Source organism: Cellvibrio sp. pealriver (assembly GCF_001183545.1).
GTDB lineage: Bacteria > Pseudomonadota > Gammaproteobacteria > Pseudomonadales > Cellvibrionaceae > Cellvibrio.
The window spans coordinates 1772441-1792383 of the sequence record NZ_KQ236688.1; the positions used below are offsets into that span (position 1 = coordinate 1772441).

At 47.3% G+C, this 19943-nt stretch carries 19 protein-coding genes; 1 reads left to right on the top strand and 18 read right to left on the bottom strand.

From position 1 onward, the window contains the following. Window positions 1-31: 31 nt before the first annotated feature. The 15 genes from ispG to trmJ all read right to left on the bottom strand — a co-directional run bounded on the left by ispG (window position 32) and on the right by trmJ (window position 13723). Window positions 32-1156, bottom strand: a complete 1125-nt coding sequence (ispG, locus tag VC28_RS07600) for a flavodoxin-dependent (E)-4-hydroxy-3-methylbut-2-enyl-diphosphate synthase (protein WP_049630113.1) — start codon at window positions 1154-1156, stop codon at window positions 32-34. A 23-nt stretch (window positions 1157-1179) separates the two neighbouring features. Continuing rightward, window positions 1180-2127, bottom strand: coding sequence for a RodZ domain-containing protein (locus tag VC28_RS07605; protein ID WP_049630114.1), 948 nt, complete (start codon window positions 2125-2127; stop codon window positions 1180-1182). A gap of 21 nt (window positions 2128-2148) precedes the next feature. Further along, the gene (pilW, locus tag VC28_RS07610) at window positions 2149-2934 is read right to left on the bottom strand and encodes a type IV pilus biogenesis/stability protein PilW (RefSeq protein WP_231591675.1); all 786 of its coding nucleotides are present in this window, start codon (window positions 2932-2934) and stop codon (window positions 2149-2151) included. A 29-nt stretch (window positions 2935-2963) separates the two neighbouring features. Then, window positions 2964-4142, bottom strand: coding sequence for a dual-specificity RNA methyltransferase RlmN (gene rlmN / locus VC28_RS07615; RefSeq protein ID WP_049630116.1), 1179 nt, complete (start codon window positions 4140-4142; stop codon window positions 2964-2966). 57 nt (window positions 4143-4199) lie between these two features. After that, window positions 4200-4625, bottom strand: a complete 426-nt coding sequence (ndk, locus tag VC28_RS07620) for a nucleoside-diphosphate kinase (protein WP_049630117.1) — start codon at window positions 4623-4625, stop codon at window positions 4200-4202. Window positions 4626-4790: 165 nt separating this feature from the next. Continuing rightward, window positions 4791-5213: a SufE family protein gene (locus tag VC28_RS07625; RefSeq protein ID WP_049630118.1), complete on the bottom strand. Its 423-nt coding sequence runs from the start codon at window positions 5211-5213 to the stop codon at window positions 4791-4793. A gap of 36 nt (window positions 5214-5249) precedes the next feature. Continuing rightward, the gene (gene sufT / locus VC28_RS07630; protein WP_231591676.1) at window positions 5250-5786 is read right to left on the bottom strand and encodes a putative Fe-S cluster assembly protein SufT; all 537 of its coding nucleotides are present in this window, start codon (window positions 5784-5786) and stop codon (window positions 5250-5252) included. Window positions 5787-5809: 23 nt separating this feature from the next. After that, window positions 5810-6169 carry a HesB/IscA family protein gene (locus VC28_RS07635; RefSeq protein WP_053094168.1) on the bottom strand — a complete coding sequence of 120 codons (360 nt, stop codon included), beginning with the start codon at window positions 6167-6169 and terminating at the stop codon, window positions 5810-5812. 33 nt (window positions 6170-6202) lie between these two features. Further along, window positions 6203-7432: an aminotransferase class V-fold PLP-dependent enzyme gene (locus VC28_RS07640; RefSeq protein ID WP_197085495.1), complete on the bottom strand. Its 1230-nt coding sequence runs from the start codon at window positions 7430-7432 to the stop codon at window positions 6203-6205. Further along, window positions 7425-8747 carry a Fe-S cluster assembly protein SufD gene (sufD, locus tag VC28_RS07645; protein WP_049630120.1) on the bottom strand — a complete coding sequence of 441 codons (1323 nt, stop codon included), beginning with the start codon at window positions 8745-8747 and terminating at the stop codon, window positions 7425-7427. Before sufD ends, VC28_RS07640 begins: the two co-directional genes overlap by 8 nt. Window positions 8748-8749: 2 nt before the next feature. Next, complete coding sequence (gene sufC / locus VC28_RS07650; protein WP_049630121.1) at window positions 8750-9499, bottom strand: Fe-S cluster assembly ATPase SufC; 750 nt, start codon at window positions 9497-9499, stop codon at window positions 8750-8752. 64 nt (window positions 9500-9563) lie between these two features. Further along, window positions 9564-11000, bottom strand: a complete 1437-nt coding sequence (gene sufB, locus VC28_RS07655; protein WP_049630122.1) for a Fe-S cluster assembly protein SufB — start codon at window positions 10998-11000, stop codon at window positions 9564-9566. A 40-nt stretch (window positions 11001-11040) separates the two neighbouring features. After that, window positions 11041-12201 carry an aminotransferase class V-fold PLP-dependent enzyme gene (locus VC28_RS07660; RefSeq protein ID WP_049632246.1) on the bottom strand — a complete coding sequence of 387 codons (1161 nt, stop codon included), beginning with the start codon at window positions 12199-12201 and terminating at the stop codon, window positions 11041-11043. A gap of 39 nt (window positions 12202-12240) precedes the next feature. After that, window positions 12241-12729 carry a Fe-S cluster assembly transcriptional regulator IscR gene (iscR, locus tag VC28_RS07665; RefSeq protein WP_049630123.1) on the bottom strand — a complete coding sequence of 163 codons (489 nt, stop codon included), beginning with the start codon at window positions 12727-12729 and terminating at the stop codon, window positions 12241-12243. A gap of 139 nt (window positions 12730-12868) precedes the next feature. After that, window positions 12869-13723, bottom strand: coding sequence for a tRNA (cytosine(32)/uridine(32)-2'-O)-methyltransferase TrmJ (gene trmJ, locus VC28_RS07670; RefSeq protein ID WP_049630124.1), 855 nt, complete (start codon window positions 13721-13723; stop codon window positions 12869-12871). Between the two features lie 280 nt (window positions 13724-14003). On the opposite strand from trmJ, the gene VC28_RS07675 reads away from it, so the two are divergent. Further along, window positions 14004-14807, top strand: coding sequence for an inositol monophosphatase family protein (locus tag VC28_RS07675; RefSeq protein ID WP_049630125.1), 804 nt, complete (start codon window positions 14004-14006; stop codon window positions 14805-14807). 68 nt (window positions 14808-14875) lie between these two features. On the opposite strand, the gene VC28_RS07680 is transcribed toward VC28_RS07675, so the two are convergent. Genes VC28_RS07680 through VC28_RS07690 form a run of 3 tightly spaced genes read right to left on the bottom strand, consistent with a single transcriptional unit; the run spans window position 14876 to window position 19753 of the window. Further along, window positions 14876-15466: a TetR/AcrR family transcriptional regulator gene (locus VC28_RS07680; RefSeq protein WP_049630126.1), complete on the bottom strand. Its 591-nt coding sequence runs from the start codon at window positions 15464-15466 to the stop codon at window positions 14876-14878. After that, window positions 15463-18597 carry an efflux RND transporter permease subunit gene (locus tag VC28_RS07685; RefSeq protein WP_049630127.1) on the bottom strand — a complete coding sequence of 1045 codons (3135 nt, stop codon included), beginning with the start codon at window positions 18595-18597 and terminating at the stop codon, window positions 15463-15465. The genes VC28_RS07680 and VC28_RS07685 overlap by 4 nt, the downstream gene beginning before the upstream one ends. A gap of 7 nt (window positions 18598-18604) precedes the next feature. After that, complete coding sequence (locus VC28_RS07690) at window positions 18605-19753, bottom strand: efflux RND transporter periplasmic adaptor subunit (RefSeq protein WP_049630128.1); 1149 nt, start codon at window positions 19751-19753, stop codon at window positions 18605-18607. Window positions 19754-19943 lie beyond the last annotated feature (190 nt).

Genomic DNA, 19943 nt, shown 5'->3' on the forward strand with positions numbered 1-19943 from the left:
TTCTAACCTTTAGAATGCGAGCGAAAAACCATCAGGCTTTAGCAATAATATTTTTTGCATCTGCGTCTATTTGTGCTTGTTTTTGAGCTGCTTTTGCACGAATCAACCGCTCCAGATTGTCTACGAGATTTTCATTAGTTAGCTTTTGATTGGGCTCACCATCAATGTAAATTAAATTGCTCGGCGTACCACCAGCCAAACCCAAATCCGCCTCTTTCGCTTCACCTGGCCCATTAACCACACAACCAATCACGGCCACATCAAGAGGCACAGTAATATCCTCAACACGTTGCTCCAGGTCATTCATTGTTTTGATGACATCGAAATTTTGGCGAGAACAACTCGGGCAGGCGATGAAGTTAACGCCCTTGCTGCGCAAACGCAGGCTGCGCAACATATCCCAACCCACTTTAATCTCTTCTACGGGATCCGCAGCGAGGGATACACGAATAGTATCACCGATACCATCCATCAATAGCGCACCCAAGCCAATCGATGATTTCACCGTACCAGAACGTAAACCACCGGCCTCAGTAATACCCAAGTGCAAGGGCTGCTCAATTAAAACTGCCAATTTGCGATATGCTGCAACCGCCATAAACACATCAGACGCTTTTACACTGACTTTAAAATTTTGAAAATTCAATGAATCCAAAATCTCTACGTGACGCAAAGCAGATTCGACCAAGGCATCAGGTGTCGGTTCACCATATTTTTTTTGCAGGTCTTTTTCCAATGATCCTGCGTTTACACCAATACGAATTGGTATATTTAAATCGCGAGCTTTATCGACAACAGCTTTTATGCGTTTTTCTCGTCCGATATTACCTGGATTAATACGCAAACAATCCACACCCAAGTCTGCTACTCGTAAAGCAATACGGTAATCAAAGTGAATATCTGCGACTAAAGGTATAGATACTTGTTTACGAATTTCACCAAATGCTTCAGCGGCTTCCATTGTTGGAACAGAAACACGAACAATATCCGCACCTGCTAACTGGATGCGGCGAATTTGCTCTACCGTAGCAATCACATCTGTAGTTTCTGTGTTGGTCATACTCTGAACAGAAATAGGAGCATCACCGCCTACAGGAACATTACCAACCATAATCTGACGGGATTTACGGCGTTTAATAGGAGACTCGCAGTGCATAATTAATCCTGATCGTAGCGAAATTATTCGCTCTTCGGCTTACCTACTTTTAGCGATAACACATTAGTACCCAAAGCTGGGACTACCTCTATCATATCGCCATTTAATTCAATTTTTACTGCGGGGGCATTTCCCAATTTCACATCAAAAGGAGCAACACCCTGTAACGTTAACTGGCTTCCAGGTGTTTGTAAGTCGGCAATTAAAGCATCGCCATTGGCATCACTGACTTCAAGCCAACACTCTTCAGTAAAATGAAATCCAATAACATCCAACGCACCGGAAAATGTCTGGCTTGTAGATTCAAGTTTCAGAATCCGGGAGGACGCAGCAGCTGAGGTTGCAGCTATACTACTGGATGATGAAGAGTTTCCAACCTCATGTGTCGAAGCAGCATCAAGAACAGCTGGAGGTACCGCGGAATTTTCTATACTCGAGGAACTTGTAGCACTACTGGATATTGTATAACCGGAACTGAACGATTGAACTACAGTTGCACTCATGACTGTTTCGGCCGGAGGAACAATAGTTGCAGGCTTGTTATATGTTTCTTTTTGTCGGTTATCAAAAAACCAAATTGAGATAAGCCATAGAACAAACAACACCAACAACAGCAGTGTAATAAATTGCCATATCGGTTTGTTAGGTGATTCAACACGACGAGGCATAACCTGCTCTACTAATCCATGCTTCTGGGCATGACGATCATATGCAGATAACACCTGCTCCACGTCCAATTTAACGAAATTGGCATAAGCACGAATATAACCGCGGGTAAAAGTATCTGATGCCATATGACGATAATCATCCGACTCCAGCGCACGCACTTTTGTCATCGTCATATAAAGTTCTTTAGCGACTTGTTCCTGAGTTAGACCGGCACGCTCGCGCGCCCAAACAAGTAGCTTGCCAGGTGACAATTCACGAAACCGACTATCGTCAGTTGTTTTTTTATCGTCATCAGATGCCATTAAAAACGCCTATCAATTTACTTACATCATCGTTTGCTTGTATTCCAAATATTCTTTGGAATAAGGAAATCGGTTTTTCAATACCAATAAATAACTGGCTTCTTTGTCCTTGTTGCCAAATATGCGCTCCAGACGTATCCCTAACAATAATGCACGTGCCGATTGTTGACCCAATGATTGGTATCTATCCAAATATTTTTTTGCTTCTGCATAATCCTGCTGCTGAAAGTTCATATCAGCCAATTCAATCAAGGGCTCTGAAATTCCTCTATCCAACACAGATGCATGCTCAAACGCTGCCTTTGCGCGTTCATTTTTCCCAAGCAATATAGCTGTCCGTCCAACATTGACCAGTGCCAATGCCCGCCCGTCATAGTCAAGGTCACTCGCTGCAAGTTCAAATTGCGCTAATGCTTCTTCATAACGTCTTGCACCAAATAAAAATACACCGTAGTTATTATTGGCCAGAGTAAAATTTTTCTTGAGTTTGAGCGCCTGCTTAAACGTTTTTTCTGCTAGAACTGGCTCCCCCTCCAACTGATAAAGACGCGCCAAAGCTTCAGTTGCTTCAGGAGAGTTTTTCTTTATATCAGATGCTTTACGCAAATGATGTCTTGCTGACTCGCGGTTACCTTTGTCAATGTAGCCATTAGCCAGCTGTACATGTAGCTCAAGTGCTTTGACCGTATTGATCTGTTTAACTGCCTTACCGGTTTTGCCTTTGCTTTCAGAGACGCAACCTGAAAGAGCAACAACAGCAGCACAAGATATAAGGGTTAATTTCAGCAATTTTATAAATTTATTCATTTGCATCATCCACACCATGTAAATTGACATTATTGGCCGATAATCTTTACCGCTTGCACTTCATCAAATTGAGCACGGTAACGTTCACTGCGACGGGTAACATCATTTACCTGCCCAGCTAATTGGCCACAAGCTGCATCAATATCATCGCCACGCGTAGTCCGTACAGTGGTGATATACCCTTCTTCCATCAAAATGTCTTGAAACTTACGCAGTGCGTTATTACTCACTCGTTTATAGTTAGACAGATTGAAGGGATTAAAGGGGATGAGATTTATCTTGACCGGCACGTCGCGCAGTAGTTCCGCTAGTTCGCGTGCATGATGAGGACGATCATTTACCTGATCAATTAATGTATATTCAATCGTAATTTTGCGATGGGTGTCAGGCATCGCTTCGATATAACGTTTTGCAGAATCCAATAACATCGCAATAGGATATTTGCGATTGATTGGTACCAGCTCATTACGCAGCTCATCATTAGGTGCGTGCAATGAAATCGCCAGGCACGCGTCAGTAAATTGGCTAAGCCGATCCAATTGCGGAACCACACCTGAAGTACTTAATGTAACGCGGCGCTTGGAAATTCCGTATGCGTTATCGTGCATCATTAAATTCATTGCATCGACAACATTATCAAAATTGAGCAACGGCTCCCCCATACCCATCATCACTACGTTGGTGACGCTACGTGGGCCATTGGGTTGTAACTGCCCAAACGATTTTGCTGCAATCCAAACCTGACCGATGATTTCAGCGGCAGTCAGATCACGGTTAAAACCCTGTTTTCCCGTTGCACAAAAACTACAATCCAAAGAGCAACCGACCTGTGATGAAACACAAAGTGTCCCGCGATCACCATCCGGAATAAATACCGTTTCTATCACATTGTTGCCACTGACACGAATTAGAAACTTGCGCGTTCCGTCAGCAGAATCAAATTGCTGAACCACTTCGGGCAAACGAATTTCAGCAATATCTTTTAACTTCGCACGCAAGGCTTTGCTTACGTTAGTCATATCGTCGAAATTATCTGCACCGAATTGATGAATCCATTTCATCACCTGAATGGCACGAAACTTTTTTTCACCAATCGATTCAAAAAAAGCGACCAGTTTTGCCTCCGGCAAACCGAGCAGGTTTGTTTTGGCAGAGCCCTCTGCGGTAACCGCGCTCGCGGAAATAGTGGAACTGGATACATCAGTCATGGCTCGATACCTGTACAAACATTGTGTGCAACAGCACGAAGAAACGGCACTAAAATATTAACGAAGAACGATTTCGTTGCTGGCAAAGAAATACGCAATTTCACGCGCAGCAGACGCGGGAGAATCAGAACCATGCACCGCATTGGCATCAATTGCTTGGGCAAAATCAGCGCGAATAGTGCCCGGTGCCGCTTTGGCAGGATCAGTTGCTCCCATCAATTCACGGTTGGCTAAAATGGCGTTCTCACCAGAAAGCACTTGAACGACAACAGGACCAGATGTCATAAAATCGACCAATCCATCAAAAAACGGACGACCTTTGTGTTCAGCATAAAAACCTTCTGCCTGCACACGACTCAGCAACATCATGCGTTGGGCAACTATCTTGAGCCCTGCCTTTTCAAAGCGAGCAACAATTTCACCAATGTGGTTTTTACTTACAGCATCCGGTTTAATGATCGATAAGGTTTGTTCAACAGCCATGAGAGACTCCATACTCAATTACGGGTTACTGCAGGCACTTTTGACCCAAATATGGGTTTTACAGCCTACAAAATACAAAACCCGCGAATTATACGCGGGTTTACGTGATTTTTATATGCTAGCTATTTGATTAATAAACAAAATCAGCTTAAAGGGCATCAACCATTATTGGACGCTTCTTGCTCGATCCTGGATACGCTTCACCATCGCCTTAAGCCCATTACCTCTGGTCGAACTCAAATGCTGCAGCAAGTCCAGCTGCTTGAAATAGCCATCGACATCAAACACGAGAATCTCGCCAGGGGTTTTGCCATTAAATGCTGCCAAAACAACACCGAGCAACCCCTTGACGATGAAAGCATCGCTGTCGGCAAGGAAAAACAACTTTCCATCACGCCATTCATCGACCAGCCACACCTGGCTCTGACAACCCCGCACAATATACTCATCAGTACGTAAACGCTCATCCATCGGCGGCAATTCTTTGCCAAGGTCAATAATGTATTTGTAACGCTCTTCCCAATTATCGAAAAAGCCCAGACTTTCGATAATGTCATCGGCGGTAACGTCTATACCAAATTGGGTCATTGGAATTCTCTGGCTGGAGCTTGGATAAGCCCTGAATCAATAAAACATGCCCGTCTGGAGTTGGGCTTCTTCACTCATCATGTGGCGCTGCCATGGAGGGTCAAACACTAACTCAACCCTGACTGACTTGACGTTGGGCACCAAACGCACCCGATACTCGACGTCGCCCACCAAAACCGGCCCCATGCCGCAAGCTGGCGCGGTCAGGGTCATTTGGATATCCACTCGACCCGAAGATTGATCAATCTCTACTTTGTAAATTAACCCCAAATTGACCAAATCAACTGGAATTTCAGGGTCATAGACACTACCCAAGGCTTGCCACACCTGCCCCTCAATAATGCGATCATCTTCAGGGGCAGGAAATTCAATACTGGTCGATTCAAGCCCCAGCAGATGAGCATCAGTGCCATCTACACGAACCATTTGGCCATGGTATGTCAGAGTGTAGTTACCACCCAGCGCCTGGGTGATAGTAACAAAAGTGCCCTCCGGAATTACCAGTGGTGTCCCGTCAGGAACTCGGCGCGCAGGACAATCTGCCTGGGCAACCACCATGCGTCTTTCAGACATACCTATTCTCTTCTAACAGAAACTCAGTTGACGCTGAAGCTTTCGCCGCAGCCACAATAATCTTTCACACGTGGATTATTGAATTTAAGTTGGTGATTCAGCCCCTCAGTGACGTAATCGATCTCCGTACCACTGACCACCGATAAACTTTTTGCATCGACCAGCAACTCGATACCACCATCCAAAGGCACATGTAAATCATCTGCTTTGGCTTCTGACACCAAATCAACAACATACATCCAACCTGTACAACCGCTCTGCTTAACACTCAATCGCACTGCGGAGGATGATTCACTCGCATCCAACTGACGTTTGAAATGAGCAGCAGCTGCCGCTGTCACCGAAACGGTTTCCAATTGCGGATCAAATGAAGCGATACTCATGACCTACTCCGATAAACATCAACTCATTAACGATCACAATAAAAATGTTTTTGCTTTTTCAATCGCCGCAAACAAGCGATCAACCTCAGCAAAGGTGTTGTAAAAACTAAAACTCGCGCGCACTGTGCCGGGAATTCCATACTGATCCATAATAGGCTGGGCACAGTGATTGCCCGTGCGTACAGCAATACCCTGCTTATCCAATAAGACACCTACATCTGCTGGATGTGCACCTTCCAAAATAAAACTCATCACACTGGTTTTATTGGCAGATGTGCCAATCAGTTTGATGCCGGATGTATTACGGGCTTTTTCTTCCGCATAAGCGAGCAGAGCTTGTTCGTGTGCCGCCGCTGCCTTGCGATCAATACTGTTGAGATAATCAATCGCCGCGCCAAAACCAATTGCGCCAGCAATATCCGGTGTACCGGCTTCGAATTTATAGGGCAACTGATTAAACGTGGTTCCTGCAAAACTGACGGTTTCAATCATCTCGCCGCCACCTTGATACGGTGGCATAGCCTCAAGTAACTCGCGCTTGCCGTACAGCACACCCAATCCAGTCGGGCCAAATAATTTATGTGCAGAAAAAGCATAAAAATCACAATCCAGTGCTTGCACGTCTACCGCCCAGTGACTCACTGCCTGAGCGCCATCTACCGTCACTTTCGCACCCGTTGCATGAGCAAGTGCGATAATTTTTTCAACCGGATTGATACTGCCTAGCGCATTGGACACATGCCCAACAGAAACCATTTTTACACGATCATCCAGCATCGCCTCGAATGCCGACAAATCGATGGTGCCTGTCACATCTACCGGAATAGGCTCGACACTCGCCCCCAGTGCATCGGCAACTAATTGCCAAGGAACGATATTGGAGTGATGCTCCATTGCAGAGACAAGAACACGATCACCTGCTCTTAAATTGCTACGCCCCCAACAATTGGCCACCAGATTAATGCTCTCGGTGGTACCGCGAGTCCAGATAATTTGTTTTGCATCCGGCGCATTTAAAAATGCCGCCACTTTAGCGCGAGCAGCCTCAAACTTTACTGTGGCGCGATCTGCCAGCGCGTGTGCGCCACGATGCACGTTGCTGTTATCGTTGCGGTAGTAATCGCTGATTGCATCAATAACTGCATTCGGTTTTTGCGTAGTTGCAGCGCTATCGAGATAAACCAGTGGCTGACCATTCACATCTTGATGGAGGATCGGAAAATCAGCGCGAACCTTCTCAACATCAAAAAGCAATTCAGGCATTAGATGACTCCACCGCATTTGCAATGATATTCAAGCTGTTATCACGACCAAACAAATGAGCCAAACGCGGTTGCAAATAATCATGCACAACTGGCTGTGCAATTTGCTCTAACAGTTCATTGATAAAACCAAAGCTGAGCATCACATCCGCTTCTGCACGCGACAGGCCACGGCTTTGCAGATAATAGCGAGCATTTTCATTTAGCTGACTGATCGTCGCGCCGTGGGCACACTTCACATCATCAGCATAAATTTCCAATTCAGGTTTGGTATTAATTTCAGCTTTATTTGATGTGAGCAAATTTTTATTGCTGAGCTCAGCAAGGGTTTTTTGTGCATCTTTATGAATGTAAATACGTCCATTGAAAATAGCCTGCGCAGAATCGCTCACAATACCGCGAAACACTTCATTCGAGGTGCAGTGAGGAACCCAGTGGCAAATATTCGTGTGGTAATCCACCACTTGCTGGTTACGCGGAACATAAACACCCTGCAAATCAAGCTCTGCACCTTGACCGCGGTGATTCATCTGATAATCAATGCGCATTAAACGCGAACCCAAAGCGATAGCAAAACCACGCAAACGGGCGTTGCGCTGCAAATCCACATGCACAGCACCAATATGCTGGGCAGCCTCCTGTTCCAAATTTAACCGGTAATGATGCAAACTCGCATTGTCACCAATATGGATCTCAGTCAGCGAATTAGCGAAGCTATCTTGCACATTATCGCTAGACAGATAATGCTCAATCACTTCGGCGCGCGAATTTTCTTCCAACACCACCAACAACCGCTGATTAACAGCAACCGCAGGTGCAGTAATAATATTAACGAGGTAAACCGGTTTATCGAGCACTTGGTTGCGCGGCACATGCAACAAAATACCGTCATCCAACCAAGCGCTATTGAGCGTCGCAAACAAATGGCGATCGCCCTCAACGATAGCTCCAAGGTATTGTTCAATTAGCGCCTGTTGATCCGAATCCGCCTGGGAAAAGCGTACAATCGCCTGCGGCAATTCACCAGATAGCTGGGTATCAAACACACCATTTACAAATACCAAACGGTAAGCGTCCAGCGGCATAAAATCCTGCTGCACACCTTTGCACTCACTTTGGTTTGCTGCAGCGCCCCAGCTTTGCAATTGTGTTTTTTGCAGCCCCTGCATAGGCGTATATTTCCAATGCTCGGTTTTACGCGTAGGCCAAGGTTGAGCCAACCAACTGTCAGCCGCATTGGAACGCAGCGATTCCAACCAACTTAACGGCGTTTGCTGAGCAGCAAGTTTAATTGCCTGATGTTGAAAATCACTCATGCTTATACAGCCTCTTGCTCAAGCCAACCGTAACCTTTTTCTTCCAACTCCAAGGCCAATTCTTTACCGCCCGTTTTGACAATACGGCCATTTGCCAACACATGAACATAGTCCGGCACAATGTAATCCAGCAAACGCTGGTAGTGAGTAACAACAATAAAACTGCGCTCGGAAGAGCGCATGGCGTTAACACCATTCGCTACTACTTGCAGAGCATCAATATCCAAACCCGAATCGGTTTCATCAAGAATGCACAAACTCGGCTCAAGCAACATCATTTGCATAATTTCGTTGCGTTTCTTTTCACCGCCCGAGAAACCTTCATTCACACCGCGTTTTAAAAACGCTTGATCGAGACTTACACGCTTACTGGCCTCACGTGCCATTTTCATAAATTCCACAGCTGAAAGCTCAGCTTCACCTTTGTGCTTACGCTTGGCATCCACGGCAGCTTTTAAAAATTCCATGTTGCTCACACCCGGGATTTCAACCGGATATTGAAACGCCAAAAACAAACCTTCGCGCGCGCGCTCTTCTATTTCCAAATCGAACAAGGGCTTGCCGTTAAAATCGATACTACCACCCGTTACCTCATAGCCGTCACGGCCGGATAACACATTACCCAATGTACTTTTTCCTGCACCGTTTGGGCCCATAATGGCGTGGACTTCGCCCGGATTAACCGTCAGATTTAATCCTTTCAGAATTTCTTTTTCTTCAACACGGGCGAACAAATCAGTAATGCGCAACATAAATTTCAATCCGATAATTTTTTTAACACGGCAGTTTTAAATTTTTAATGCATCGTTTGGGCTCTTAACCCACAGATCCTTCAAGGCTGACTTCCAGCAACTTGCCAGCCTCTACTGCGAACTCCATCGGGAGCTCTTTGAAAACTTCACGACAAAACCCATTCACAATCATGGACACTGCTTTTTCAGCATCGAGCCCACGCTGCTGGCATAGGAACATTTGGTCTTCACTTACCTTGGACGTTGTAGCCTCATGCTCGATCACCGCCGAAGGGTTTTTGCTTTCGATATAAGGAAAAGTGTGTGCCCCGCATTTATCGCCGATCAACAGCGAATCGCATTGCGTGTAATTGCGTGCACCCTCTGCACCGGGATTAATACGCACAAGGCCACGGTATGCATTGGAACTTTTACCTGCAGAAATTCCTTTGGAGATGATTGTGGATTTGGTGTTTTTACCGATGTGGATCATCTTGGTTCCGGTATCGGCTTGCTGGTAATTGTTGGTGAGCGCAACAGAATAAAACTCGCCAACACTGTTATCACCACGCAATATACAACTCGGATATTTCCAGGTGACTGCAGAACCGGTCTCCACTTGCGTCCAGGAAATTTTGGCGTTGGTATGGCACACACCGCGCTTGGTTACGAAGTTGTAAATACCACCCTTACCTTCTTCATTACCCGGATACCAGTTTTGTACCGTGGAATATTTAATTTCAGCGTTATCAAGCGCAATGAGCTCAACTACCGCAGCATGCAATTGATTTTCATCGCGCATGGGCGCGGTGCAGCCTTCCAAGTAGCTGACGTGCGAGCCTTCATCGGCCACAATCAGCGTGCGCTCGAACTGACCGGTATTTTGTTCGTTAATACGGAAATACGTAGACAACTCCATCGGACAGCGCACACCTTTAGGGATGTACACAAAAGAGCCATCGGAAAATACCGCTGAATTGAGTGCGGCATAGTAATTGTCTTTTTGCGGAACAACTGAGCCGATGTATTTTTTTATCAGCTCCGGATATTTTTGTACCGCTTCACTGATCGAGCAGAAAATCACACCCGCTTCGAGCAATTTTTCACGGAAGGTAGTCACCACAGAAACCGAATCGAACACCACATCCATTGCAACACCGGCAAGCGCCGCTTGCTCATGCAGGGGAATACCTAACTTTTCATAGGTGCGCAGCAATTCCGGATCAACTTCATCCAGACTTTTGGGTTTTGAATCCATGGATTTTGGCGCGGAGTAATAGGACACTGCCTGAAAATCGATATCATCGTATTTGACATGTGCCCACTCTGGCTCAGTCATTTCCAACCAAGCTTGATAAGCTTTGAGTCGCCACTCCAGCAACCATTCCGGCTCATTCTTTTTGGCCGAAATAAAACGGATCACGTCTTCATTCAACCCGGGAGGCAGGGTTTCTGAATCAATCGTGGTGTGAAAGCCAGCCGCGTATTCTTTTTTGATGAGATGTTCGACTTGTTCAGACATGGGTATTTACCTTGTTTTGCAACAATCTCGATGCACAGCATCAAGCCTTGTTCAGCTTGGCGATAACACTTCGCAAGTGTTCAATCGCAAATTCAATTTCGTCGACGGTGGTATAGCGGCCTATGCTGAAGCGCAAGGATGCCTGGGCATGCTCATCACTCAATCCGATTGCTTTCAGCACATAACTTGGGGACATGCTGGCGGAATTACAGGCAGAACCGCTCGATATCGCCAAATCACGCAACGACAACAGCAGCATTTCACCATCGATATTGCCAAACGCCACATTTAAAATGCCGCCCACACAACAAGACGGAGAGCCATTGCGTGTAACATTCGGTAGGTTTGCGATCCCCTCCCATAAACGATCACGCAGCGTGGCAATACGTAGGGAATCTTCACTTAGTTGCTCACGCGCTAACTCAGCGGCGCCACCCATACCGATTAATTGGTGAGTTGCCAGCGTGCCGGAGCGCATCATACGCTCGTGCCCACCACCATGGATTTGCGCAGCTACTTTTACTTCACCTGCGCGGCGAACATAGAGCGCGCCCACACCTTTGGGGCCATAAAACTTGTGCGCAGACAGCGACAGTAAATCCACACCCAGTTTTTTTACATTAACCTCAATTTTCCCTGCCGCTTGCGCCGCATCACAGTGGAATAAAATGCCGCGCGGCTTGCATACATCGACCAAGCATTTCACATCATTGATGCTCCCCAACTCATTGTTGACGAGCATAATACTGACGAGAAAAGTATCGTCCTGAAATGCAGCTTCCAGGCCGGCTGCCGTGATAATTCCATCGCTGCCCGGCTGCAATCGAGTAACACGAAAACCTTGCGACTCAAGCCATGTCGCAGGATCAAGCACAGCCTTGTGTTCAATTGCCGAGACGATAATGTGGCCGCCTTGGGTATGAGTCGCGCGATAGGTTTCTGCAATCCCTTTTAATGCCAGATTATTGGCTTCGGTTGCGCCACTGGTCCACACGATTTCGCGTGTATCGGCATCAATAAGGCTGGCAACCTGCGCTCGCGCTTCTTCAACGATTTCTTCTGCTTGCCAACCATAAACATGCGAGCGGGATGCAGAATTGGCAAAAGTGCCATCAAACGTAAGGCACTGCGCCATACGCGCAGCCACCTCAGGCGCAACAGGTGTAGTGGCCGCGTAATCCAAGTAAACAGGTTTGCGCAAAACAGTCATTACCTTGGGACGTTGTAGATAAACAGTTGTTTAGAGAATTTCACTCACAGCGATATGGGTTTCATCGCTGTGAGTATTAACGAGACGCATGTCCTGACGCTTGCTAACCGCTTGTATATCGTTGCGCGCCACTAAATCAGCCAACGTAATTTCACTTAAAAACCGATGGATCTGCGCACTGAGATCTTCCCATAAATGATGCGTCAAGCAGACCTCCCCTTCATGGCAGTTGCCCTTGCCTTCACAGCGGGTTGCATCGAGCGACTCACTCACTGCATCCACTACCTGCGCAACAGAAACCTCGGCGGCACTGGCCATTAAACGATATCCACCACCGGGGCCGCGCACGCTCTTTACCAGCTTGAAATGGCGCAAACGCGCAAATAGCTGCTCAAGATAAGACAAAGAAATACCCTGACGCTGGGAAATATCCGCCAGACTGACGGGCCCTTGGTCGCTATGAAGCGCCAAATCCAGCATCGCGGTAACGGCATAACGGCCTTTGGTGGTAAGTCTCATGCGGGTGTGCCTCGCTGCAAAATCCCGTTGTAGTGCACCACTCCGAGCGGGAAATAACCCTCAAATGCAGCAGCGATGCTAATTCCGAGTATTTTACTCAAGTATTACAGCTTTTCCAACGATCAATTTTCCAGCGATGCTATTGCCCTGTTGGCTTATCGTCTTTTGTCAGCTCGCGCATGGATTCCAAGCCCGGAGCCTTGCCGATCTTGCGCATTACTTTACCGCTGTAATGGATATAGTTTTGCATCGCTGTCAGGACGCCACGCAGGATATTCAGCTCCATCTGATCCATACGGATGCGGTTGTACAAGCGGCGTAAACGCGTCATGGTCTGCTTGGGGTTGTCACGATCAAGAAAATCCAACTCCACCAATGTCTGCTCAAGGTGGTCGTAATACATCTCCATGGCATTGGGTTCAGCCGGAGGCATATCCCACTGGAATTGCGGCAAGGTATTACCTTCAGACGCAAGCAGATAGGCCATACGGATTTCATAGCAAATCACCTGCACCGCTGTCGCCAGATTAAGTGAGCTGTAATCAGGGTTGGCTGGGATATGCACGTGATAATTGCATTTATAAAGCTCTTCATTGGTCAGGCCGCGGTCTTCACGTCCAAACACCACCGCCACCTCATGATTGGCCGCTTCAGACCATACACTTTCACCGCATTTGCGCGGGTCAAGCAATGGCCATGGGATGCGGCGCTCGCGAGCGCTGGTGCCGACAACCAAACCACAACCGGCGATGGCCTCATCCAGCGTTTCCACCACTACCGCATTGTCGAGCACGTCTGTTGCACCAGCCGAACGCCATACCGCTTTGTCGGACGGAAAATCCTGCGGTGACACCAGATACAATCGCGATAACCCCATATTTTTCATCGCCCGCGCAGTACCGCCGATGTTGCCGGGATGACTGGTATTCACCAAAACGATACGGATATTGGCAAAAGGCTGGGCAGATGAAGACTCTGAAGATGGTTCTGACATAGACGATTCAGACATATAAGTAGGCCGCTGTTAGCACCGCCCGAAACAATCATTCAAATGGCGGTTCATTAAAAAGGCGCGCAGTATACAGACACACAGGATTTGCCTCCAGTTATGGCTAGCCGCCGAAAGCGCTTGCCGCTATACTGCGCGCCCTTGGTGTGAGGCGCTTATGCCGCCTGCGACCCCGTTCTTTTACAACCCCTGATTCTCGACTGAGTGCCGCAAGGTCAACTCATCGCATTCTGGTTATTCAGTAAACCCTTAATTCCGGTGCTTTATGGAACCCATGATTAACATCGCTTTGCGCGCTGGCCGCAAAGCTGCAGAATTAATTGAACGCGCATTTGAACGCGTTGACCTGCTCACCATCGAGACCAAAAGTCGCAATGACTTCGTCACCGAAGTGGACAAAGCGGCCGAAAAAGAAATCATTTATCACCTCCGCAAAGCCTATCCTGACCACAGTTTCCGTGGCGAAGAAGGCGGCTCCCAACCTGGCAAAAACTCTGATTACGAATGGATCATCGATCCACTCGACGGAACGACCAATTTCATCCATGGTGTTCCGCACTTCTCTATTTCGATTGCGTGCAAATACAAAGGCCAGATTGAACACGCCGTTGTGATTGACCCGATCAAACGCGAAGAATTTACCGCGAGCCGAGGCCGTGGTGCAGCGCTCAACGGCCGTCGTTTGCGCGTATCAAATCGTCGCGGCCTTGAAGGAGCACTGATCGGCACTGGTATTCCTTTCAGCGGTTATGCACTGGAACACATCACGCCCTACCTGGCATGCGTGCAGGAAATTGCAGGGCAGACCTCTGGCATCCGTCGCTGTGGTTCAGCAGCACTGGATCTGGCTTATGTAGCAGCGGGTCGCTTTGATGCATTTTGGGAAATGAATTTGAACGAGTGGGATATCGCAGGCGGGATTTTGCTGGTCAAAGAAGCCGGCGGATTAGTGAGTGATTTTAACGGTGGTGCAGATTATCTTGAAACAGGCCATATCGTATGTGGCTCGCCCAAGGTGTTTAAACCGATCCTGCAAATCGTGCAAAAAAATCTTGGCCATCTGAAATAATCAGCGCACAAGGTCAGCAAAAACGGCGAGCAATGCTCGCCGTTTTTATTTTAACTCTACCGATAAAACTAAACTGTCTTTTCTCGTGAAGTCTTTTGTAGTGAAATGGAATCCCAGCTGGCGAGGATAATTTCTTCCAACATGGCCTCATCGATACTGATGATTCCCTGCATGGTTTTGCGCGCAATTTCAAAGTAAGGCTCAAAGCCAAGTGAAAACAAAATTTCATCGGGCAAGTCCTTGAGAATTTTTTGTTCTCGCCCGCGTGAAAAAAAGGTGAATAGCGGCTCTAATACAAGCCGCGCCTCCTCATGCCGACTGCGCAGTACATCTGGAGGCAAGTGATCGAATTGCCCCTTACTTAACACAATGGCTGGCTTTTGCAAAAAGAGCGACCAAAAGTTTAAGCACATACGCCGGAATTGCTGAAACAAATCAACCTCCACGGTGCTCTCGGCAAATACCTGACGCGCAACGCGATCAATAATTTGGCCATGAAGCTGCTTGATCAAATCTTCGCGGTCTTCAAAGTACAAATAGACTGTTCCCGTTGCCACACCGGATTCTTTGGCGACATCGCGAATAGAAAATCCATGAAAACCGCGATGTGCCAGTAAATGCAAAGTCGCATCAAGAATGAGCTCGCATTTATTCATCATTTTTCTGACTCACCTGGAAGCGGAGCCGATGGAAACCAACGTTTTGCCAGACGGAACACGACAACAAAAAAGACTGGCACAAAGAAAATAGCCAACACCGTTGCCGAGAACATTCCACCAAAGACACCCGTACCAATTGCATTCTGGCTTCCCGAACCTGCACCGGTGCTTAGCACCAAAGGCGTTACGCCCAACATAAATGCAAGCGATGTCATGATGATCGGACGCAAACGCATACGCACTGCTTCCATGGTGGCCTCAATCAAATCAGCACCTTGTTCGTAAAGCGATTTTGCAAACTCCACGATCAGGATCGCATTTTTTGCTGCAAGACCAATGGTTGTTAATAAGCCCACCTGAAAATACACATCGTTGGACAAGCCTCTTGCCATCGCAAACAGTACCGCACCAATAACCCCGAGTGGCACCACCAACATGACCGCAAACGGCACCGACCAACTTTCATATAACGCCGCTAAACATAAAAATACGATCAAAATTGAAAGTGCATACAGCATAGGTGCCTGATTGCCGGACTCACGCTCCTGAAATGACATACCGGTCCATTGAAAGCCAATGCCTGCTGGTAACTTCGCAACAATTTCTTCTGCTGCAAGCATCGCATCGCCTGAGCTCACACCAGGTGCGCCCTGCCCGATAATATTAATTGAAGGCACACCGTTGTAGCGTTCAAGCCGCGGCGAACCATAAATCCAACGGCCTGATGTGAATGCCGAAAATGGCACCATCTCATCACTGCTGTTACGCACATACCAATTTTTTACGTCTTCTGGCAACATGCGATATTCCGCTTCACCCTGTACAAACACTTTTTTAACGCGGCCTTTATCGATAAAGTCGTTCACATAACTTGCTGCCCACGCCGTGGAAAAAACACTATTGATGTCATTGATCGACACCCCCAACGCCGCTGCCTTTTCCTGATCCACATCCAATTTAAATTGCGGATTATCTTCCTGACCATTAGGACGTACGCCTACCAGACGTTGATCTTGCGCAGCCAATCCTAAAAATTGATTGCGCGCATTCATTAAGGCTTCATGCCCAACACCGCCTAGATCTTGCAGTTGCATATTAAAACCGGTTGATGTGCCGAGCTGGGTGATCGCCGGTGGTACAAATGGAAATACCATCGCGTCTTTAATTTTTGCAAATGCGCCCATCGCACGCCCGGCAATTGCCTGCACATGTTGCGATTCATCAGTGCGATCGCTCCAATCATGCAGACCTACAAACGCAATGCCGTTGTTTTGCCCTCGCCCGCTAAAACTAAAACCAATTACCGAGAAAATAGAGCGCACATTTGCCTGCTCATTTTCCAAATAATGTTTTTCGATTTGGTCCATGACAACAATAGAGCGCTCTTTAGTAGCACCGACAGGTAAGGTCATTTGCGTGAAAAATACACCCTGGTCTTCATCGGGCAAAAATGATCCGGGCAAACGCGTGAACAACAAGCCCAGCACAATCACAATGGCGATATAAATCCCCATGTAGCGCCCTGTTTTACCCAACATGGATTTCACACCAGATTGGTATTTGTCGGTCGCCCGGTTGAAGGTACGGTTGAACCAACCAAAGAATCCACTTTTGTGATAGTGATCAGCATCCACTGGTTTTAACATACTCGCACACAGTGCAGGCGTGAGCGTTAGTGCAACAATCACTGATAACACCATTGCCGATACGATTGTGATCGAGAATTGGCGATAAATTATTCCCGTTGATCCACCAAAAAACGCCATAGGTACAAACACAGCGGAAAGCACCAATGCAATACCGATCAAAGCACCAGTAATTTGCTGCATGGATTTTCGCGTCGCTTCGCGCGGTGAAAGCCCTTCTTCTGCCATCACCCGCTCAACGTTTTCCACAACGACAATCGCATCGTCCACCAACAAACCAATCGCAAGCACCATCGCAAACATCGTTAAGGTGTTAATTGAGAATCCGAATGTTTGCAATACGGCAAAGGTACCCAGCAATACCACTGGTACCGCAATAGTTGGAATCAGTGTCGCGCGGAAATTTTGCAAGAACAGATACATCACCAAAAACACCAACACAATGGCTTCGATGAGTGTATGCACTACAGCTTCAATGGAGAGTTTTACAAAAGGTGTTGTGTCATAGGGATAAACGACTTCTAACCCTTGCGGAAAAAATGTTTGCAATTCACCAATGCGTTTACGCACAGCATCGGCTGTATCCAATGCATTCGCACCCGATGCAAGCGTTACCGCAAGACCAGTAGCCGGGCGATTGTTGTATTCCGTTTCAAATTGATAGTTCTCGCCACCGAGCTCAACACGCGCAACATCACCTAAACGAATTTGCGAGCCATCCTGATTGACACGCAGCAGAATGTTTTTGAATTGCTCCGGCGTATTTAAACGGGTTTGTACCACAATGCTGGCATTAATTTGCTGGCCAGGTAATGCCGGTGTTCCACCCAATTCACCTGCCGCAATTTGTGCGTTCTGTGCACGGATTGCAGAAACAATATCAATTGTCGTGAGTTTGTAATTGGCAAGTTTGTTAGCATCCAACCAAATGCGCATCGCATATTGCGATCCAAATAATTGGATTTGCCCGACACCATTCACACGACTCAATTGGTCTTGCACATTAGCAGCAACGTAGTCGGCAATATCGTATTTATCCATACGCCCGTCAGATGATACAAATGCAGCGACCATCAAAAATCCGGCAGTGGATTTAGTCACACGAATACCTTGTTGCTGCACTTCTTGCGGCAGCAACGGCATTGCTGTCTGCAATTTATTTTGTACCTGAACTTGCGCAATATCCGGATCAGTACCCGCTTTAAATGTCAGCGTTACATCACCGCGGCCACTGGACTCACTGTTGGATGACATGTATTCCACATTGTCGATTCCTGTAAGCCCCTGCTCGATAATTTGGATTACCGTATCTTGCACCGTTTGCGCAGACGCGCCGGGATAGTTTGCACTGATACTGACAGAGGGCGGTGCAACCTGTGGGTACTGCTCGATAGGCAACTTGGCGATCGACAACAAGCCCGCAAGCATGATGATGATGGAAATAACCCAGGCAAATACCGGGCGATCAATAAAAAATTTGGCCATAGTGCTATTACTCCGCCGCTGCGCTGCTAACGGCAGCCGCTTTTGCTGGTGCACCCGGTTTTACTTTTTGCAGACCTTCTACGATCACCTGATCGCCTACAGCCAGACCATCCAGCACTATCCATTGATCACCAACAGCACGCCCTGTCGTTAATTGGCGCGATTCAACAATCCCCTCTTTATTGAGCACCAAGGCAGTGGCATTGCCCGAACGATCACGCGCAATGCCGCGCTGTGGTGCCAGTAATGCATTGTTATAAATGCCCTCATCCACCTGAGTGCGCACAAACATGCCCGGCAATAACAGGCGCTCAGGATTGGGAAATTTTGCACGCAGGGTTACTGTGCCTGTAGATTCATTGACACCGACTTCTGCAAACTGTAATTGGCCTTCATGTTCATATACCGAACCGTCATCCAATATCAGGCGCACTTTGGCTACTTCACTGCTGTTGATATCGCCCTTGAGCGCAGAGCGGCGCAATTTCAGCAATTCTTCAGCGGATTGGGAGACATCGACATAAATAGGATCAAGCTGGAGGATACTGGCCAATACGTCCGCTTGACCTGCATTCACCAACGCCCCTTCAGTCACGGATGATTTACCTATAACACCACTGATAGGAGCCAACACCTGGGTGTATTTCAGATTAATACGTGCCGATTCAACCGCTGCTGTCGCTGCGGCAACATTCGCTTTGGATTGACCTAAATTGGCCAAGGCATCGTCGTAATCCTGCTGACTGATCGCTTTGATCGCCACCAGATTTTTATAGCGCGATTCTTTGGCTGCGGCAGCCACCAAATTAGCTTGGGCACGAGCCAGTTCAGCTTTGGCACTGTTGTGTGCAGCCTCATAGGTTGCCGGATCAATTTGGTATAAAGGTTCGCCTGCTTTGATGCTGGCACCTTCTTCAAATAAGCGTTTTTGGATGATCCCACTCACTTGAGGCCGGACTTCTGCCTTGCGAAAAGCGGATGTGCGCCCCGGCAGCTCAGCTTCAAGGGGAATATCGCTGACGGCCAGAGTCACTACGCCGACTTCGACAACGGTAGATGCCGCCGCAGACGTTGAATTCCGGTTATCGCACGCGGACAAGGCCAAGCCTGCAACCCCAATCGCACATATTGCTCCCAACCCCACTAATGAACGCATGCTCTATTCCTCACAACAAAATGGTTAACACAGGCCAGCGCCTTCTGCTCAAAATGAACAAATGTTCATTTTGAGATAATAAGCCCCCCAAACGGTAAAACCATCTACATTTGCACTAGTTAACGATTGTGAACAAACCCTTAAATATTCGGGCAATTCCCTCTTTGCTTGGAAAATCAAAAGAGGGAAT

Bases quoted from the DNA above. Each gene is read 5' to 3' on its own strand.
- ispG (WP_049630113.1), bottom strand. From the start codon at position 1,156: ATGCACTGCGAGTCTCCTATTAAACGCCGTAAATCCCGTCAGATTATG.
- VC28_RS07605 (WP_049630114.1), bottom strand. From the start codon at position 2,127: ATGGCATCTGATGACGATAAAAAAACAACTGACGATAGTCGGTTTCGT.
- pilW (WP_231591675.1), bottom strand. From the start codon at position 2,934: ATGAATAAATTTATAAAATTGCTGAAATTAACCCTTATATCTTGTGCT.
- rlmN (WP_049630116.1), bottom strand. From the start codon at position 4,142: ATGACTGATGTATCCAGTTCCACTATTTCCGCGAGCGCGGTTACCGCA.
- ndk (WP_049630117.1), bottom strand. From the start codon at position 4,625: ATGGCTGTTGAACAAACCTTATCGATCATTAAACCGGATGCTGTAAGT.
- VC28_RS07625 (WP_049630118.1), bottom strand. From the start codon at position 5,213: ATGACCCAATTTGGTATAGACGTTACCGCCGATGACATTATCGAAAGT.
- sufT (WP_231591676.1), bottom strand. From the start codon at position 5,786: ATGTCTGAAAGACGCATGGTGGTTGCCCAGGCAGATTGTCCTGCGCGC.
- VC28_RS07635 (WP_053094168.1), bottom strand. From the start codon at position 6,169: ATGAGTATCGCTTCATTTGATCCGCAATTGGAAACCGTTTCGGTGACA.
- VC28_RS07640 (WP_197085495.1), bottom strand. From the start codon at position 7,432: ATGCCTGAATTGCTTTTTGATGTTGAGAAGGTTCGCGCTGATTTTCCG.
- sufD (WP_049630120.1), bottom strand. From the start codon at position 8,747: ATGAGTGATTTTCAACATCAGGCAATTAAACTTGCTGCTCAGCAAACG.
- sufC (WP_049630121.1), bottom strand. From the start codon at position 9,499: ATGTTGCGCATTACTGATTTGTTCGCCCGTGTTGAAGAAAAAGAAATT.
- sufB (WP_049630122.1), bottom strand. From the start codon at position 11,000: ATGTCTGAACAAGTCGAACATCTCATCAAAAAAGAATACGCGGCTGGC.
- iscR (WP_049630123.1), bottom strand. From the start codon at position 12,729: ATGAGACTTACCACCAAAGGCCGTTATGCCGTTACCGCGATGCTGGAT.
- trmJ (WP_049630124.1), bottom strand. From the start codon at position 13,723: ATGTCAGAACCATCTTCAGAGTCTTCATCTGCCCAGCCTTTTGCCAAT.
- VC28_RS07675 (WP_049630125.1), top strand. From the start codon at position 14,004: ATGGAACCCATGATTAACATCGCTTTGCGCGCTGGCCGCAAAGCTGCA.
- VC28_RS07680 (WP_049630126.1), bottom strand. From the start codon at position 15,466: ATGATGAATAAATGCGAGCTCATTCTTGATGCGACTTTGCATTTACTG.
- VC28_RS07685 (WP_049630127.1), bottom strand. From the start codon at position 18,597: ATGGCCAAATTTTTTATTGATCGCCCGGTATTTGCCTGGGTTATTTCC.
- VC28_RS07690 (WP_049630128.1), bottom strand. From the start codon at position 19,753: ATGCGTTCATTAGTGGGGTTGGGAGCAATATGTGCGATTGGGGTTGCA.